The organism is Pseudomonas sp. LA5 (genome assembly GCF_028640825.1).
GTDB lineage: Bacteria > Pseudomonadota > Gammaproteobacteria > Pseudomonadales > Pseudomonadaceae > Chryseomonas > Chryseomonas aestiva.
Map to the genome: position 1 here is coordinate 163,328 of NZ_JAQYZY010000057.1, position 16,143 is coordinate 179,470.

16 protein-coding genes are annotated in these 16,143 nt (G+C 66.2%); 9 read left to right on the top strand and 7 right to left on the bottom strand.

The features are described from left to right. The first annotated feature begins 51 nt into the window (after positions 1–51). Both PVZ72_RS21815 and PVZ72_RS21820 read left to right on the top strand, forming a co-directional pair. Positions 52–855: an SDR family oxidoreductase gene (locus tag PVZ72_RS21815; protein ID WP_273862995.1), complete on the top strand. Its 804-nt coding sequence runs from the start codon at positions 52–54 to the stop codon at positions 853–855. Next, a complete protein-coding gene (locus PVZ72_RS21820; RefSeq protein WP_187978526.1) occupies positions 848–2,677 on the top strand; it encodes a glycoside hydrolase family 15 protein in 1,830 nt (609 codons plus the stop codon). The genes PVZ72_RS21815 and PVZ72_RS21820 overlap by 8 nt, the downstream gene beginning before the upstream one ends. A gap of 169 nt (positions 2,678–2,846) precedes the next feature. Here PVZ72_RS21820 and PVZ72_RS21825 read toward each other — a convergent pair whose 3' ends face one another. From PVZ72_RS21825 to PVZ72_RS21835, 3 genes are all read right to left on the bottom strand, one after another. Then, on the bottom strand, positions 2,847–3,188 hold the full coding sequence (locus PVZ72_RS21825; RefSeq protein WP_187978525.1) for a HepT-like ribonuclease domain-containing protein: 342 nt from the start codon (positions 3,186–3,188) through the stop codon (positions 2,847–2,849). Next, positions 3,185–3,475: a nucleotidyltransferase family protein gene (locus PVZ72_RS21830; RefSeq protein ID WP_133862887.1), complete on the bottom strand. Its 291-nt coding sequence runs from the start codon at positions 3,473–3,475 to the stop codon at positions 3,185–3,187. The genes PVZ72_RS21825 and PVZ72_RS21830 overlap by 4 nt, the downstream gene beginning before the upstream one ends. Positions 3,476–3,541: 66 nt before the next feature. Then, on the bottom strand, positions 3,542–3,946 hold the full coding sequence (locus tag PVZ72_RS21835; protein WP_273862996.1) for a response regulator: 405 nt from the start codon (positions 3,944–3,946) through the stop codon (positions 3,542–3,544). Positions 3,947–4,192: 246 nt separating this feature from the next. On the opposite strand from PVZ72_RS21835, the gene betT reads away from it, so the two are divergent. Both betT and PVZ72_RS21845 read left to right on the top strand, forming a co-directional pair. After that, positions 4,193–6,157, top strand: a complete 1,965-nt coding sequence (gene betT, locus PVZ72_RS21840; RefSeq protein ID WP_187981318.1) for a choline BCCT transporter BetT — start codon at positions 4,193–4,195, stop codon at positions 6,155–6,157. 129 nt (positions 6,158–6,286) lie between these two features. After that, the gene (locus PVZ72_RS21845; RefSeq protein ID WP_187978524.1) at positions 6,287–7,357 is read left to right on the top strand and encodes an AbrB family transcriptional regulator; all 1,071 of its coding nucleotides are present in this window, start codon (positions 6,287–6,289) and stop codon (positions 7,355–7,357) included. Between the two features lie 21 nt (positions 7,358–7,378). Here PVZ72_RS21845 and PVZ72_RS21850 read toward each other — a convergent pair whose 3' ends face one another. Further along, a complete protein-coding gene (locus PVZ72_RS21850) occupies positions 7,379–7,639 on the bottom strand; it encodes a hypothetical protein (RefSeq protein WP_133862885.1) in 261 nt (86 codons plus the stop codon). A 205-nt stretch (positions 7,640–7,844) separates the two neighbouring features. On the opposite strand from PVZ72_RS21850, the gene PVZ72_RS21855 reads away from it, so the two are divergent. Continuing rightward, positions 7,845–9,383, top strand: a complete 1,539-nt coding sequence (locus tag PVZ72_RS21855; protein ID WP_187978523.1) for a GGDEF domain-containing protein — start codon at positions 7,845–7,847, stop codon at positions 9,381–9,383. A gap of 28 nt (positions 9,384–9,411) precedes the next feature. Here the strand turns inward: PVZ72_RS21855 and PVZ72_RS21860 are convergent, their stop codons facing one another. Continuing rightward, entirely contained in the window at positions 9,412–10,431 is a 1,020-nt protein-coding gene (locus PVZ72_RS21860) for a GGDEF domain-containing protein (protein WP_273862997.1), read from the bottom strand. Between the two features lie 340 nt (positions 10,432–10,771). On the opposite strand from PVZ72_RS21860, the gene PVZ72_RS21865 reads away from it, so the two are divergent. Next, positions 10,772–11,584 (top strand): HDOD domain-containing protein, encoded by an 813-nt coding sequence (locus PVZ72_RS21865; protein ID WP_252977296.1) that lies wholly within the window; start codon positions 10,772–10,774, stop codon positions 11,582–11,584. Positions 11,585–11,708: 124 nt separating this feature from the next. Beyond that, complete coding sequence (locus tag PVZ72_RS21870) at positions 11,709–11,981, top strand: hypothetical protein (RefSeq protein WP_133862881.1); 273 nt, start codon at positions 11,709–11,711, stop codon at positions 11,979–11,981. 66 nt (positions 11,982–12,047) lie between these two features. Here PVZ72_RS21870 and PVZ72_RS21875 read toward each other — a convergent pair whose 3' ends face one another. Beyond that, a complete protein-coding gene (locus tag PVZ72_RS21875; protein ID WP_133862880.1) occupies positions 12,048–12,302 on the bottom strand; it encodes a hypothetical protein in 255 nt (84 codons plus the stop codon). Between the two features lie 152 nt (positions 12,303–12,454). Between PVZ72_RS21875 and PVZ72_RS21880 the strand changes: the two genes are divergently transcribed. Continuing rightward, complete coding sequence (locus PVZ72_RS21880; protein ID WP_187978520.1) at positions 12,455–13,222, top strand: hypothetical protein; 768 nt, start codon at positions 12,455–12,457, stop codon at positions 13,220–13,222. A gap of 3 nt (positions 13,223–13,225) precedes the next feature. Here the strand turns inward: PVZ72_RS21880 and PVZ72_RS21885 are convergent, their stop codons facing one another. Then, the gene (locus PVZ72_RS21885) at positions 13,226–13,999 is read right to left on the bottom strand and encodes an SIR2 family NAD-dependent protein deacylase (protein WP_273862998.1); all 774 of its coding nucleotides are present in this window, start codon (positions 13,997–13,999) and stop codon (positions 13,226–13,228) included. Positions 14,000–14,195: 196 nt separating this feature from the next. Between PVZ72_RS21885 and PVZ72_RS21890 the strand changes: the two genes are divergently transcribed. Next, the gene (locus PVZ72_RS21890; RefSeq protein WP_273862999.1) at positions 14,196–16,124 is read left to right on the top strand and encodes an AAA family ATPase; all 1,929 of its coding nucleotides are present in this window, start codon (positions 14,196–14,198) and stop codon (positions 16,122–16,124) included. Positions 16,125–16,143: the final 19 nt, after the last annotated feature.

The following is a 16,143-nucleotide window of genomic DNA, read 5'->3' on the forward strand; positions in this document are numbered from 1 at the left end:
GCGAGCGCAACGGTCAGCAGTCAGACACCTTTTCCGCGCAGGAGTCTGGACATGCAGCTTTCCCTCAACGGCCAGGTCGCCCTGGTCACCGGCGGCAGCTCCGGGATCGGCGCCGCCGTTGCCGAAGCCCTGGGCAAGGCCGGTGCCGCCGTCGCCATCAACTACCATTCCCATGCCGAACCTGCCGAAGACCTGGCCAGGCGCATCCAGGACGCCGGAGGCCGTGCCATCGCCGTGGGCGGTGACGTCGGCGACGAGGACGCGGTCAAGGCCCTGTTCGAGCGCACCCTGGAAGCCTTCGGCCGCCTGGACATCCTGGTCGCCAACTCCGGTCTGCAAAAGGACGCGGCGGTGGCCGACATGTCCCTCAAGGACTGGAACACGGTGATCAACACCAACCTCACCGGCCAGTTTCTCTGCGCCCAGGCGGCGATCCGCCAGTTCCGCAGGCAGGGCCGCGACGAGAAGATTTCCCGCGCCCTCGGCAAGATCATCCACATGAGCTCGGTGCACGAGGTCATTCCCTGGGCTGGACACGTCAACTACGCCGCCTCCAAGGGCGGGGTCAATCTGCTGATGCGCAGCCTGGCCCAGGAAGTCGCCGCCGAGGGCATCCGCGTCAACAGCATCGCCCCGGGCGCCATCGCCACCGCCATCAATGAAGAGGTGACCGGCGACGAGGCCAAGGCCCGCGAACTGCTCAGGCTGATCCCCTACAAGCGCGTCGGCCATGTCGACGACGTGGGCAACGCGGCGGTCTTTCTCGCCAGCGACCTGGCCGACTACATCGTCGGCACCACCCTGTTCGTCGACGGCGGCATGTGCCTCTATCCGGGATTCGAAGACAATGGCTGATTCCACCTCCGTACAGGGTCGTCGCAGTATCGGCGCCCACGGTGTCATCGGCGACCTGCGTACCTGCGCCCTGGTCGCCACCGACGGCACCATCGACCACTTCTGCTGGCCGAATCTGGACAGCCCCTCGGTGTTCGCCGCCCTGCTCGACTCGGAAAAGGCCGGCTATTTCAGCCTGGCGCCGGTCTGGGAAGACGCCCGCGAGCAACAGCTCTACCTGCCGGATACCAACATCCTGCAGACCCGCTGGCTGTCGGCGGAAGGGGTCGCCGAGATCACCGACCTGATGCCGGTGTGCAGCAGCGAAGATACCAAGCCGCGTATCGTCCGCCGCGTACAGGTGGTGGCCGGCCGCTGCCGCTTCCGCCTGGTCTGCGCGCCGGCCCACGACTATGCCCGCGCCGAGACCCGCGCACGCCTGGTGGACGGCGGCGCCCTATTCGAGGCCGCTGGCCAGCCGACCCTGCGCCTGGCGTCAAGCGTCACCCTGCGGGTCGACGGCAATGCCGCATCGGCCGAGTTCGAACTGGAACAGGGTGAGCAACTGGATTTCGTCTTTGGCTGCAAGGAAGACGACAAGGTCGTCGCCGGCCAGAGCGATCTCTGCTTCGAGGACACCCTCTCCTACTGGACTTCCTGGGCCGCCAAGAGCCATTACCAGGGGCGCTGGCGCGAGATGGTCACCCGCTCGGCCCTGGCGCTGAAGCTGCTGACCTCCTGCAAGCACGGCTCCATCGCCGCGGCCGCCACCTTCAGCCTGCCCGAGGCACTGGGTGGCGAGCGCAACTGGGACTATCGCGCCTCCTGGATCCGCGACGCCTCCTTTACCGTCTACGCCTTCATGCGCCTGGGCTACACCCAGGAAGCCAAGGATTTCACCCACTGGGTGGGCCAGTGCGTGGAAAACAGCCACAACGCCCCGGAAAAGCTGCAGATCATGTATCGCCTGGACGGCGGGCTGGACCTGCCCGAGGAAACCCTCGACCACCTGGCGGGCTATGCAAACTCGAGTCCGGTGCGCATCGGCAACGAGGCCTACAAGCAGGTCCAGCTGGACATCTACGGCGAGCTGATGGACGCCATCTACCTGTCCAACAAGTATGGCGAAGCCATCTCCCACCATGGCTGGAAGGACGTGGTGCGGATGATCGATCACGTCTGCGAACACTGGAACCAGCCCGATGCCGGTATCTGGGAGATGCGCGGCGATCCCGAGCACTTCCTGCATTCACGGCTGATGTGCTGGGTAGCCATCGACCGCGCCATGCGGCTGTCGGTCAAGCGCTCGCTGCCGATGCCCTATGAACGCTGGTACGCCGCGCGCGCCGCCATCCAGGAAGACATCTGGGACAACTTCTGGAACGCCGAACTGGGTCATTTCACCTCGACCCGCCACGGCAAGAGTCTGGACGCCGCCCTGCTGCTGATGCCCCTGGTACGCTTCGTCAGCGCCACCGACCCCATGTGGCTGTCCACCCTCGACGCCATCAAGACCAACCTGGCCTACGACGGCATGATCCGCCGCTACAACCCGGTCGACACCCCGGCGGACAACCTCAAGGGTGAAGAAGGCGCCTTTGTCGCCTGCTCCTTCTGGTACGTCGAATGCCTGGCCCGCGCCGGTCGTGTCGACGAAGCCCACCTGGAGTTCGAAAAGCTGTTGGGCTACGCCAATCCGCTGGGCCTGTACGCCGAGGAACTGGACAAGCGCGGCTATCCCCTCGGCAACCTGCCCCAGGCCCTGTCGCACCTGGCCCTGATCAGCACCGCCTTCTTCCTCGATCGCAAGCTGAGCGGCAAGGATCCGCAATGGCAGCCGTAGGGCGAGCCGATGCAGCCATGGCTGTCCTCGATGCGGCCGCCCCTGCGGGTGCCCGCCCGATAGCGGATCGCGATCTTGCTCGCTGGAGCTGATAAAGCAGGAAACCCGCTCGGACAGCCCCCTCTCCCCCTGGGAGAGGGTTGGGGTGAGGGCACAGCGAGCTACCAGGCTACTTTCCCGGTAACAAACGCAGTTGCTCCAGAAGCTCCGGTAGAGCGGTAACGACGGTTTCCCAGACGACATCGAGATCGATGTGGAAATAGCCATGGGCGATACGGTTGCGCATACCCCTCATGCTGCGCCATGGAAGGTGCGGATGCATTTGGGTGAAAGCCTCGTCCGCGATCATGATCTTGGTCGCCGCTTCGCCAATGATGATCAGGCTCATGACCACCGCTTGCTGTGTCCGGCGGTCCTCGAGGAAGTCTTCCCGAGTGAGGCCCTCGATAAAGCCTACGGCTTCGCCGGCCGCCTGTTGCATATGAACCAGATAGTCCGCTGTGCGATTCATATCGGTCGTGCTGCCAGCAGGACCTGAGTGCGAAAAGATCCGGGCAGATCGGCAGGGGTCACCAGATCCACAGGAACGCCCAGCAACTCCTCCAGCTCATCCTGCAGGCCTCCCAGATCAAACAGTGTCGCCCCCGGCAATGCGTCTACCAGCAGATCGAGATCGCTGCCGTCCTGATCGGTACCGTCCAGGACAGAGCCAAATACCCGCGGATTGGCCACGCGAAAACGCGCTGCAGCGTCTCGTATTACTGCGCGTTTGAGGTCTAGGGCTAAGGAAGGTCGCATGGCATGACTCAAGCTGGATCAGCCCTCGAATAGTCGGCCATAGGTCCCGACTTTTCAACCGCCTCCTCACGCCACCCGACTCTGCCCCAGCACCTCGTTGACGCAATTGGCCATGTCGTCGATATGCCAGGGCTTGGGCATGAAGCGGGTGCGGCCGGCGCCGCGGGGGACGGTCAGGCGATCGCCGGAGGTAAGAATCACCGGGATGTGCGGCCAGCGCTGAGCGACCAGTTGGGCCAGGGCCTCACCATCCAGGCGTCCCGGCATGCGCACGTCGGTGAAGAGCACGTCGATGCGGGCACCGTTCTGTTCCAGATAGCTCAGCGCCGCATCGGCGGTCGACATGGCCACCACCTGGAGGTCCACCAGCGACTCCAGGGCCTCGGTGGCCAATTCCCGCAGCAAGGGTTCGTCCTCTACCAGAAGCAGTAGTGGACGATAGGAGCCGAAGGGAGAAGATACCTGAGTCATACCCAACAGACTTTGCCAAGAGGTCACGGTTCTGACCATTCGGCCCTGGCTCGACCAAAGTCGACCACCGGCATAAGCAAGCCCTCTAAGCGGCAACTTTCAACGCCTCGCTGACTCGAAGCGTTCACCTCGGGGACCTCCTGTGGTATTCTTTTTTAATCGAACGATCAATTAAAAAAGCATTCTCCCTTTGGCAGTCTGCAAGGAGTCCTCATGAGTGCAACGCCCTCATCCGGCACCGTAAAGCTGAATCCTCCCGCCTTCTATTGTGCGGCCGCAGTGATCCTGCTGTTTTCCCTGGTGGTCATCGGCCGTCCCGAGCAGGCCGGCGCCTGGCTGCTGCAGGCCCAGACCTGGGCCGCCAATACGGTCGGCTGGTACTACCTGCTAGCCATGTCGCTCTATCTGGTGTTCGTGGTGGTCACCGCGCTGTCCGGCTACGGCAAGATCAAGCTCGGTGCCGACCACGACCAACCCGAGTTCAGCTATCTGTCCTGGGCCGGCATGCTGTTCGCCGCGGGCATCAGCATCACCCTGTTCTTCTTTTGCGTATCCGAACCCCTGACCCACTTCGCCCAGCCCCCGGCCGGTGAAGGCGGCAATCCGGCAGCCGCGCGCCAGGCCATGCAGATTCTCTTCCTGCACTGGGGCCTGCACGGCTGGGGCGTGTTCGCCCTGGTGGCCATGGCCCTGGCCTACTTCGCCTATCGCCACAACCTGCCGCTGGCACTGCGTTCGGCGCTCTATCCGCTGATCGGCAAGCGCATCAACGGGCCCATCGGCCACGCCGTGGACGCCTTCGGCATCATCGCCACCATCTTCGGCCTCGGCGCCGACCTGGGCTTCGGGGTGCTGCACCTCAATGCCGGCCTCGACTACCTGTTCGGCATCAGCCACAGCCACTGGGTGCAACTGATCCTCATCGTACTGATGATGGGCGCGGCCATCGCCGTGGCCGTGTCCGGCGTCGACAAGGGCGTGCGCATCATGTCCGACATCAACATGGTGCTGGCCGTCGCCCTGCTGCTGTTCGTGCTGTTCGCCGGTCCGACCCAGCACCTGCTCAACACCCTAATCCAGAACATCGGCGACTATCTCTCGGCCTTGCCGGGCAAGAGCTTCGATCTCTATGCCTATGACGAGCCGTCCGACTGGCTGGGTGGCTGGACGGTGTTCTACTGGGCCTGGTGGATCGCCTGGGCGCCCTTCGTCGGGCTGTTCATCGCGCGCATCTCGCGCGGTCGCACCATCCGCGAATTCGTCTTCGGCGTGCTGTTCATCCCGCTGGGCTTCACCCTGGCCTGGCTGTCGATCTTCGGCAACAGCGCCCTAGAGCTGGTCCTCGGCCAGGGCATGACCGGCCTGGCGCAGACCGCTCTCACCGATCCGGCCATGGTCTTCTATCAGGTGCTGGAAACCTATCCGGCCAGCCGCGTGGTGATCAGCGTCGCCGTGCTGGTGAGCTTCGTCTTCTTCGTCACCTCGGCCGATTCCGGCACCGTGGTGCTCTCGACCCTGTCGTCCACCGGCGGCGAGGCCGATGAAGACGGTCCCAAGTGGTTGCGGGTGTTCTGGGGCGCGGCCGTGGCCCTGGTCACGGGCGGCCTGCTGTTCGCCGGCAGCATGGATGCGCTGAAATCAGCGGTGGTGCTGACCTCGCTCCCCTTCTCGGTGGTGGTGCTGCTGATGATGTGGGGCCTGCACAAGGCGCTGCACCTGGAATCCCAGCGCCAGCGGGCGCGGCTGCACTCGCTGGCGCCGGTGGCGACCAATGGCAAGGCCCGCCATGGCGGCTGGCGCCAGCGGCTGTCCCAGGCGGTGTACTTCCCTTCGCGGGACGAGGTCTATCGCTTCATGGACAGTACCGTGCGGCCAGCCATGGAAGAGATGGTCGAGGTCTCGCGGGAGAAAGGGTTGGTGGTGGAGACCCAATTCGACGCCACCAACGCCAACCTGCAACTCATCATCGGCCATGGCGAAGAGCACCCCTTCATCTACCAGGTGATCATGCAGGGCTACTTCACGCCCTCCTTTGCCCGCGCCGGCATCGGCGGCCTGCACCTGAAGAATCGGCGCTACTACCGCGCCGAGGTGCACCTCACCGAAGGCAGCCAGGACTATGACCTGGTGGGCTACAACCGCGAGCAGATCCTCAACGACATGCTCGACCAGTACGAACGCCATCTGCAGTTCCTGCACCTGGTGCGCTAGCCAACGGTTTTTTCAGTGACTGAAAGGCCATTGAAAGCGACAAAGGTCGTATAATCGTCTCCAGGGTCGACCCCGTGTCGGCCCCGGGGTCGGTACGCTGCGCCGGTCCCCCGCCGTCCGGAGACCGCCTTGCCCACCCCGCCTGCCCCCTCGCCCTATCCTCCACTGCTGCAATGGCTGGCCCTGATCCTCTGCTCCGCCCTGGTCGGCGGCGGACTCAGCTGGCTGCAAGTACCCGCGGCGCTCTTTCTCGGCCCCATGCTGGTGGCCATCGGCTTTGGCGTCTGCGGCGCCACCATTCGCCTGCCACGGCGGCTGTTCCAGACCGGCCAGGGCGTGGTGGGCTGCCTGATCGCCCATGCCATGACCGCTGCGGTGCTGCTCACGGTCGCCGAACACTGGCCGGTGATGCTGCTGGCCACCGCCCTGACCGTGCTGCTCAGCCTGCTCACCGGCGCCCTGCTGGTGCGCTTCGGTGGTCTGCCCGGCAGTACCGCTGCCTGGGGCACCACGCCTGGCGCCGCGGCCGCCATGGTGGCCATGGCTGAGGAATACGGCGCCGATCCCCGCATCGTCGCCACCATGCAATATGTCCGGGTGGTCTGCGTGGTGCTGATCAGTGCCCTGGTCGGCCGGTTGCTGGGCGCCGAAGGCAGCGGCACCGGGCACCAGGCGACGGTGGTCAGCCTGGACGGCCACTTCGCCTTCAACCTGGCGCTGACCCTGGCGGTGGCCCTCGCCGGCAGCTGGCTGGGCGGCCGGCTGTTTCCTGCCGGTGCCCTGCTGCTGCCGATCGCCCTGGGCACCCTGCTGCAACTCAACGGCTGGCTGGACATCACCCTGCCCCATCTGCTGCTCGCGGCGGCCTATGGCGCCATGGGCTGCTATGTCGGCCTGAGATTCGACCGGGCCACGGTCGCCTATGTGTGGCGCGCCCTGCCCAAGATGATCTTCGCCTCACTGCTGCTGATCGCGCTCTGTGCCTTCTCGGCCCTGCTGATGGCGAAGCTGATGCACGTGGACTTTCTTACCGCCTACCTGGCGACCAGTCCGGGCGGACTGGATTCCATGGCCATCATCGCGGTGGATGCCCATGCCGATGTCGGCCTGGTGCTGGCCATGCAGGCGCTGCGCCTGATCGGGGTGGTGCTGACCGGGCCGTTGCTGGCCCGGCAACTGGTCAAGCTGGCCCCCAGCTAGCACGAGCCGAGGGCCCGGCCATCAGGCCGAGCGGCGACGCTCGACCTGAGCAGTGATGTTGTAGCCCTCGGCGGCATGACCGCGCACTACTACCCGGGCATCCGGATAGAACCCCTTGAGGCGCTGTTCGAAGAGAAAGTAGATTTCCGCGCCGACCCGGATCTCCGCAGGATCGGTCAGGGTCAGGGAAAAGTTGCGCACGGGATCGGCGGCATGCTGCGGCTCGTTCTCCTCGATGCGCTGCATGGCGTCTTCGACGATCTGTTCGGCGATCTGCGACATCTTTGACCTCCCGGTCGGGCAGTTGGCTGGGCGCCATCCCAAGGACAGCTATATCGCTAGTGACCACGGCTGTGGCGCGAGGATTCGTACGCTCTGCAAGATTCCGACGAAACTGTAGACTTGTCTGACTTTTATCCCCGTGTAGTGGCCTGAATCGCCCGGCGCGCGGTCTCATGCACACCGAGGACGAGGAAGCTTTCCCGCCATGGTCGACGCCGACGATACCCCCCTCCCGCCGCGCAACCCGGCCACCCAGCGCCGGGCACTGTGGCTGCTGGTCTGTGCCGTCGCGGTGATCCTGGCACTGGAGTCCTGGCAGGTATGGCGCAACTACCAGAACGCCTTCGCCAGCGCGCGCAGCGACGTCGGCAACATCGCCCTGGCGGCGGCGCAGCATGCCGACGACGCCATCAAGGAAGCGGATTCGCTGCTGGTCAGCATCCGCGACCGCCTGGAGGATCAACCCCTCGATCACCTGGACCGCCCCCGGGTGCATCGCCTGCTGGCGCGCCAGGCCGCCCTCCTGCCGCAACTGCACGGGCTGTTCATCTACGGTCGCGATGGCGAATGGCGGGTGACCGACAAGAGCAGCGAGCCGCCCCGGGCCAACAATGCCGATCGCGAGTATTTCCAGTTTCACCGCCAGCACGCCGCCGACGTACTGCACGTCGGCACGGTGATCGAGAGTCGCAGCACCCACGAGTTGATCATCCCGGTATCACGCCGGCTGGAAGACCGCGACGGTCGCTTCGCCGGTGTCCTGCTGGCCACCATCCGCCTGCAGTACTTCGTCGACTACTACGAGCGCTTCAAACTGGACGCCCGCGGCGCCATCACCCTGGCGCAGGACGATGGCACCCTGATGGTCCGCCGGCCCTATGTACCCGAGCACGTCGGCACCCCGCTGGCCAGCAGCACGCTGTTTCGCCAGTACGTGACCCAGGCCCCCAGCGGTACCGCCCTAGTGCGCGCCATGCTCGACGGCCGTGAACGCCTCTATGCCTTCCAGCATCTGGAAGGCTATCCGCTGGTGGCGCTGGCCGGTATCTCCCGGAGCGACATCCTCGCCAGCTGGCGCCAGGACATGCTGAGATCGGTGACGGTGGTGGGCCTCATCATCGTCGGCATGCTGGTTTTCGGCTTCAGCCTGCTGCGCGAGATCCGCGCCGGCGAACGCAGCGCCGTGGCCCTGCGCCAGGCCCATGACGAGTTGCACCTGCTGACGCTAAAGGACAGCCTGACCGGGCTGGGCAATCGTCGGCAGTTCGACAACCTGCTGCCAGTGGAGCTGGCCCGGGCGCAACGCAACGCCCAGTCGCTCAGCCTGCTGATGATCGACATCGATCACTTCAAGGCCTACAACGACCACTACGGCCACCCCGCGGGCGATCGCTGTCTGCAGGCAGTGGCCGGCGTGGTGGCCTCGGCGGCGCGCCGCCCGGGCGACCTGGCGGCGCGCTACGGCGGTGAGGAGATGGTCCTGCTGCTGCCCAACTGCGACGAAAGCGGCGCCCAGCGGGTGGCCGCCACGGTCCAGGAACGCCTGCAGGTACTGGAGGTGGCCCATGCCACCAGTCCCTTCGGCCGCATCACCGTCAGTCTCGGCATCGCCGTCCAGCCGCCCGGCCAGACCCCGCCGCCCCAGCCCGCCGACCTGCTGGCCAGCGCCGATGCCGCGCTCTACCGCGCCAAGCACCTGGGCCGCAATCGCACCCATCCGCCGCTGGAAGATCAGGGGCTCTAGGCGTGGCCCGGGCGCCGTGCGGACGGGCCTAGCCGCAGATCATGCCGCCGCGGTAGTGCACCCGGTCCTTGCCGGCGCGCTTGGCCTGATAGAGCTCGCCATCGGCCTGCTTGAGCAGCTCCGAGGGCTGATAGCCCGGGGCGAGGCGCGCCACCCCGGCGCTGAAGGAAAAACAGCTGCCGGTACAGGTGCTGCTGCGGATATCGTCCAGCAGCGCCTGCAGTCGCTGCGCCAGCTGGCGCTCATCCTCGGCCTGCAACAGCACGCCGAATTCCTCGCCGCCCAGGCGCCCGAAGCGTCCACCCGGGAAGTGCCTGCCCAGGGTAACGGCCATCTCCTTGAGCACCTGGTCCCCCACGTCGTGGCCGAATCTGTCGTTGATCCGCTTGAAGTCGTCGATGTCGAGCATGACGAAATACCAGGACGGCGATCCCTCTCGGCAGACCTGCTCCATGTCCAGCATCAGTGCGCGGCGGTTGCTGATCCCGGTGAGGGCATCGGTTTCCGCCTGCAGCCGATAGCTTTCCTTGAGTTCCAGGGTGCTGGCGACGATGCGGACGAAGGTGGCATTGAGCAGCAGCCCCAGTGCCAGGCTGGCCCCCAGCATGACCACGAACAGCGGCAGGGCCGCCGCGGTGATGGTGTCCAGTTCGCCATAGAACAGCAGCAACCAGACCGCCGCGGCGGCGATGCCGTAGTCGAGTACATGGGAAAACAGAATGGTCGAGCCGAGGATGATGACGATGGCCATGGGAATCATCCAGGCATGGCCAGCCTCGCCCATGCCGAGGATCTGGAAGCGAAAGGCCAGGGCCTCGAACAGCACGAATACCAGGGCGAACAGGCGCCAGACGGCGAAACGGCGGGCGGTGGTCATGGCCAGGCAGGAGCCGATCATGCCGGCAAAGGCCAGCCAGCCCCAGGCCGGTACCCCGGCGGTCAGGAAGGGGTTGATCAGCACACTGATCAACCAGCCCAGGATGCCGGTGCTCTGCGCCAGCACATTGGGCAACTGCAGCATCTGGCGAATGTGAGTCTGATAAGTCATTGCACAACTCGAACGCCAAATTTAGTGGCCAACTGATATCACTGGATGCTATCCCATTCGTGGCCCGTCGTCGGCGGAAAGCGGACTCAAGCAAGACAATAGACGTCTGGTTATCGCTTCGCCCATCACTGGAACGCATAGGACCACGGCCGCGCACGGATCGAGCCAACGGACGGCGGCGAAATGACGCCACCGGTCAGCTCATCCTGCAACCCGCAGCGCCCGGCCCGCTAAGCTCATCGCTGCGGATTCTCGGCTAGGCTTGGCAGCGCCCGGGCCGTCGTTCATGCTTTCAGCGACTTATCAGTTCCCACCTTCGGTATAGAACAAACCAGGCGCCATCATGGAAATCGATGCTCTGTTCGATCACCTGCATACCCTTCCCAGCATTCCCAAGGTGGCTCAGGAGCTGATCCAGCAGTTCGACGATCCCAACAGCAGCATCGAAGACGTCGCCCGCAACCTGGCGCTGGATCCGGTGCTCTCGGCCAAGGTCCTGCGCCTGGCCAACTCGGTGCGTTTTCGCGGCGTGCGACCGTCCACCAGCATCGAAGGCGCCGCCATCCGCCTGGGCTTCGACGCCCTGCGCACCCTGGTGCTGGCCTCGGCGGTGACCGCGGCCTTCCGCCACAACCCCAGCTTCGATCCGCGGGACTTCTGGCAGCACAGCTTCGATGTGGCCAGCATCTGCCGCGTCCTCGCCCGCCAGGCCGGTGCCGATCCCGAGACCGCCTTCACCTGCGGCATGCTGCACAGCATCGGCGAGTTGCTGATCAGGACCGCGGCACCCGACATCGCCGTGCGCATCGACGCCGAGCAGCGCGCCCCGGTGCCGGCCGACCAGGCCATCGGCTTCGGCTATCCGGAGGTGGGCGCCGAGCTGGCCCGCCGCTGGCAGCTGCCGGTGGTGATCCAGCATGCCATCGCCTACCAGCTGCATCCCCAGGATGCGCCCGAGGATTCCGCTCCGGCGCGCATGGTTGCCCAGGCGCGCCTGATTTCCTTTGTCCTGCGGCGGCACGGCGGCATCAACGACCAGGCCAAGGCGGCGCTGGCCAATCCGCTGCTGGAAGGCGTGGATCTGGAGCTTCTGCTGCGCGAACTGCCCGAGGTGATAGAGGCGGACAAGGCCTTCGGTACCCTGATCAACTGACCGGCCGTCCCCTGCACGGGCAGCGCCACCGCCTGCATCACAAATCTGCCAGCCGGTCATGGCAAAAGTCGAACGGGTCGCCCAAGAATCGGTCGAAGCGTTATAGCTGACAGGAGTGATTGCGATGGCCGAGCCGCTGAAGTTCACGGATGCGAACACCATTATCAAGGGCGCTTTTCAACCGATGCTGTGCGCCATGACCGCCCAGGATCAGGCGACCTTCAACGTCGAGGTCTATGCGCCCAACGGTACGGCGCTCCTGCAACGCCGCATCGCGCGGGTCGATCTGCTGGACAACTCCCTGCTGGAAGCCTTCATCTGCGACAGTCGCGCCCGTATCGAGCGGGCCACCCATGAGCGACTCGACTGGCAGGTCCGCTACACCCGCGCCTGCTGAGGCTTTTCCGCCGTCACAGGCTGCGATCGAAAAAAGGCGCCCCGAGAGGCGCCTTTTGTTTGACCATCAATCGTTGAGCACGCGCTTCTGCTGGCTGCCCTGGCCCTTGGTGGCAGGCGTCTTGTCGGCCTTCTTCTGGGTGGACGGCGTGGCGCTGGAGGTATCGTCCGCGCTGTCTCTGTTGCTGGTGTTGGAGCTGCCCGGGGCGCCGATGCCGTTGCCGGTCACCCCGGCGTCGTTGTTGCTGCTGGCGGCCAGGCTGGGACCGGCCACCAGGGCCAGGGCAGCGCTCAGGGCAAGGATCAGCGGGGTCTTGCGCATCTTGGTGTCCTCCGGCCGCGAAAGGAAGGGTGTCGCGGGCTGCACCCTGGTTGATTAGGCCAAAGCCCGGGCCAAGCGTTCCCGCCTTCCTATAGACTAACGGCCATCCCGCCGCACCCCGACAGGTGCGGCCGTCGCATTCAGGAGTTGCCGTGAAGCACCGTTACCTCATCGTCGATCGCACCGCGCTCGATACCCCCGCGCTGTTCGACTATCTGGCCGAGGCGCCGCAGCACCGCGTCATCGTTTCCGGCAGCACGGCCGAGCAACTGTTCGCGGCGGAGCTCTGGCCGCGCCTGCGCGAACGCCTGGCGCCCCACGCCGAGCGCTTCTTCTTCGCCGACTCCAGCGGTCCGTTGCTGCAGGCCGAGCTGGAAGGTCGCAAGCCCGGCCTGCTGGACCGCGAACTGACCCTGGCCTTCAAGCAGGCGGTGACCGCCGACGCCGAGGACGATCGCGTCCTGGTCCGCATTCGCCGCGAATTGCTCGATACCGACGACGATTACCAGACCAACCGCCGCATCTTCCTCAACAGCCTGCTCGGCCAGATGCGCCGCGCCCTGCCGGCGGGCGCGGTGACCGCCGGCAACTGGCAGGACGCCGTCCGCCAGGCCATCGCCGCGGCCCAGCAGGGCCTGGCCAAGGGTTTCGCGCCGGGACTGGCCGATGCGCCCTTCAAGGTCTTTCTCAAGGCCTATCCGCTGGCGGCGCGCTATGTCGCCCAGCTCGCCGTGCTGCTGATCACCGCCGGGCGCCAGGACAACGACGTCCTGATCGACCGCTTCGTCGCCCAGGATCCGGCGCTGGTCGCCACCCTATTCGACGGCCTGCTGACCGAAGACGACGAGCAGCGTCAGGCTTACACCGCCCTCAAGCGCACCCTGGATGCCCTGGGGACCGGTGGCCAGGCGCTGCACTAAAGGCTAGAGGCGCTCCAGCAGCGCCGGCAGAATCATCCCGGCTGCGCCCAGCAGCTGCCAGTCACCCTTGAAATCCGCCGCCGGCTGCGGATCGATGCGCACCACCGTGGCGCCCTGCTGGCGCGCTACCCCGGGCAGACTGGCCGCCGGCTGCACCAGCCCCGAGGTACCGACCACCAGGCAGAGGTCACAGCGCTCGGCCAGGGCCCAGGCGCTGGCCAGGGCCTCTGCCGGTAAAGCCTCGCCGAACCAGACCACCCCAGGCCGGGCCAGACCGCCACAGGCGGGACAGAGCGGCGGCGCCACGAGTTGCTCCGCCGATTCCGGCAACGCCGGCGCTGCCAAGGGCTGCGCACACGCGAAGCAGCGCGGCGCATGCAGGCTGCCGTGCAGATGAATCACCTCGCGACTGCCCGCGCGCTCGTGCAGGTCGTCGACATTCTGGGTGACCAGGCGCAACCGCCCGTGCTGCCGGCCCCAGTCCGCCAGGGCACGATGCGCGGGATTGGGCTGGGCCGCCAGCACCTGGGCACGTCGCCACTCGTACCAGCTCCAGACCCGCACCGGATCCTCGACGAAGGCTTCGACCGTGGCCAGTTGCGCCGGATCGAAGCGCGCCCAGAGCCCGGTCAGGGCCTCGCGAAAGGTGGCGATGCCGCTTTCCGCCGACACGCCGGCACCGGTCAGGACCAGCACCTCGTCGGCCTGGCGCAGGTGTTCGAGCAGCACCGGCGGCAACGCGGCGAGACCGTCGCGACAGTCGATGGGATTGGGCATGGAAGCGTTGACTCCTGACATCTGCGGCAAAACAACAGGGTCTTGCGGACCGCGAAAAAGACCGAAAGTGTGACGCTACTCGACGGATGGTGAGTCCACTCATCGTTTTCCGGGGAACTGAGGTTCACCCTTTTCGCCACAGGCCGATAATCCGGGAGTCCGCGTCCGATGTCGCTCCTACCCTAACGGTATGTGAATGAAGAAGTCCGTCGTTTCCAAATATCCGCGCCTGCTCATCGCCGGCGCCCTGGCCCTCGTCACCGTCCTCAGCCTGGCCAGCTGGCTGTGGCTCACGCCCAGCACGCCGGCGCCTACCGCCACCGCCATGCTCGCCAGCGTGCAGCAGGCTCCCGAACACTGGACCCAGCAGCCACGTGATCTCTCCGTGCTGCTGGGCGATCTGCGCGCCAAGGCCATCACCGGCGCCGTGATCGGTGATCACACCCTCTACATAGACACCAATCGCGGCGAGCACTACGCCGTGGCCGACAACGGCGGGCGCATCGCCGATCGCCTGCTGGCCGACTACGCCACCCAGGCCGAACCGCTGTTCCCGGTGGCCACCTGGAGCGAATCCGGGCAGCGTCATCCCTGGCTCGACGCCCTGCTGATCAACCTGCCGGGCTACCTGCTCCTGCTGTTGCTGGCCATCCCCCTGGCCCTGAGATTCGCCAGCCCCTTCAAGCTGCATCGCAAGGGCACCGGCATCTCCTTCAAGGACGTGGTCGGCGCCGCCGAAGCCAAGCGCGCCCTGGAAGACGTCACCACCTGCCTGCGCAATCCCAAGGCCTTCGCCGCCCTGGGTGCCCGTCCGCCCAAGGGCGTGCTGCTGACCGGCGAGCCCGGCACCGGCAAGACCCAGCTGGCCAAGGCCCTGGCCACCGAGTGCAACGCCCACTTCATCCAGGTGACCGGCAGTGACTTCTCCTCGATGTTCTTCGGGGTCGGCATCCAGAAGGTCAAGTCGCTGTTCCGCACCGCGCGCAAGAAGGCGCCCTGCATCATCTTCATCGACGAGATTGACGGCATCGGCCGCCGCGCCGAGCAGTCGCGCTCCAGCGATGCCGAGGCCAACCGCATCATCAACCAGTTCCTCACCGAGCTGGACGGCTTCGACGGCACCAGCGGCGTGCTGGTCTTGGGCGCCACCAACTTCGCTGATTCCCTGGATCCGGCGCTGCGCCGCGAAGGTCGCTTCGACCGCACCATCGCCGTGCCGCTGCCGAGTCTGGAAGACCGCCGTGCGCTGTTCGAGCTCTATTCCGGCAAGCTGCCCTGCGCAGGCGAACTGGATCTGGCCGCCCTCTCCCGCGGCACCGTGGGCCTGACCCCGGCGGCCATCGCCTACATCAGCAACCACGCCGCCCTGCTGGCCGCGCGCGAGAACGCCAGCGCCGTGACCATGGCGCACTTCGTCGAGGCCATCGAGACCTGCCGCATCGGCGAGCAACCGGTCGGCGTCACCCCGCTGGGTTCGGCCGAGCGCACCCGCATCGCCGTGCACGAAGCCGGTCACGCCCTGGTCGCCGCGGTGCTCAACGTCGGTCGGGTGGAAAAGGTCACCCTGCTGCCCCGTGGCCAGGCCCTGGGCGTGACCCTGATCACCCCCACCGAAGACAAGCGCCTGCACCTGAAGTCGGAACTCGAAGGCCGCATCCAGATGCTGCTGGCCGGTCGTTGCGCCGAGCAGCTGTACTTCAACGAGGTCTCCTCGGGTGCCGCCCAGGATCTGCAGGAAGCCTCCAAGCTGGCGCTGTCCATGGTCGCCTCCCTGGGCATGGGCCCGAGCGGCTCGCTGCTCAGCCTGCAGGCCCTGCGCGACGCCGGCATCGAGTTCGACGCCGGGCCCAGCATCGCCTCTGCCGATCAGCTGCTGCACAGCCTGGATCACCGCTGCCTGGCGCTGATCACCGAACTCAAGCCGGCGCTGGACGACATCACCGACCAGCTGCTGCGCGACGAGACCATTCCCGGCAGCGCCGTGGCCGAAGCCATCGCCCGCGCCAGCGGCCTGGAAGCCTGCGGCGCCCTCAATCGCGCCCTGGCCTTCGTGCCGGAGCGTTCGACTGATTCGCGCGCGGGTGACAGCGAGCCGAGCATCGCGGCGGCTTTCAAGGGCGAGTGACGCCAGCGTCGCCTTGAAA

Coding starts and splice junctions, on each gene's coding strand:
- PVZ72_RS21815 (WP_273862995.1), top strand. CDS start 52: ATGCAGCTTTCCCTCAACGGCCAGGTCGCCCTGGTCACCGGCGGCAGC.
- PVZ72_RS21820 (WP_187978526.1), top strand. CDS start 848: ATGGCTGATTCCACCTCCGTACAGGGTCGTCGCAGTATCGGCGCCCAC.
- PVZ72_RS21825 (WP_187978525.1), bottom strand. CDS start 3,188: ATGAATCGCACAGCGGACTATCTGGTTCATATGCAACAGGCGGCCGGC.
- PVZ72_RS21830 (WP_133862887.1), bottom strand. CDS start 3,475: ATGCGACCTTCCTTAGCCCTAGACCTCAAACGCGCAGTAATACGAGAC.
- PVZ72_RS21835 (WP_273862996.1), bottom strand. CDS start 3,946: ATGACTCAGGTATCTTCTCCCTTCGGCTCCTATCGTCCACTACTGCTT.
- PVZ72_RS21850 (WP_133862885.1), bottom strand. CDS start 7,639: ATGTCGCAGATCGCCGAACAGATCGTCGAAGACGCCATGCAGCGCATC.
- PVZ72_RS21855 (WP_187978523.1), top strand. CDS start 7,845: ATGGTCGACGCCGACGATACCCCCCTCCCGCCGCGCAACCCGGCCACC.
- PVZ72_RS21860 (WP_273862997.1), bottom strand. CDS start 10,431: ATGACTTATCAGACTCACATTCGCCAGATGCTGCAGTTGCCCAATGTG.
- PVZ72_RS21870 (WP_133862881.1), top strand. CDS start 11,709: ATGGCCGAGCCGCTGAAGTTCACGGATGCGAACACCATTATCAAGGGC.
- PVZ72_RS21875 (WP_133862880.1), bottom strand. CDS start 12,302: ATGCGCAAGACCCCGCTGATCCTTGCCCTGAGCGCTGCCCTGGCCCTG.
- PVZ72_RS21885 (WP_273862998.1), bottom strand. CDS start 13,999: ATGCCCAATCCCATCGACTGTCGCGACGGTCTCGCCGCGTTGCCGCCG.
- PVZ72_RS21890 (WP_273862999.1), top strand. CDS start 14,196: ATGAAGAAGTCCGTCGTTTCCAAATATCCGCGCCTGCTCATCGCCGGC.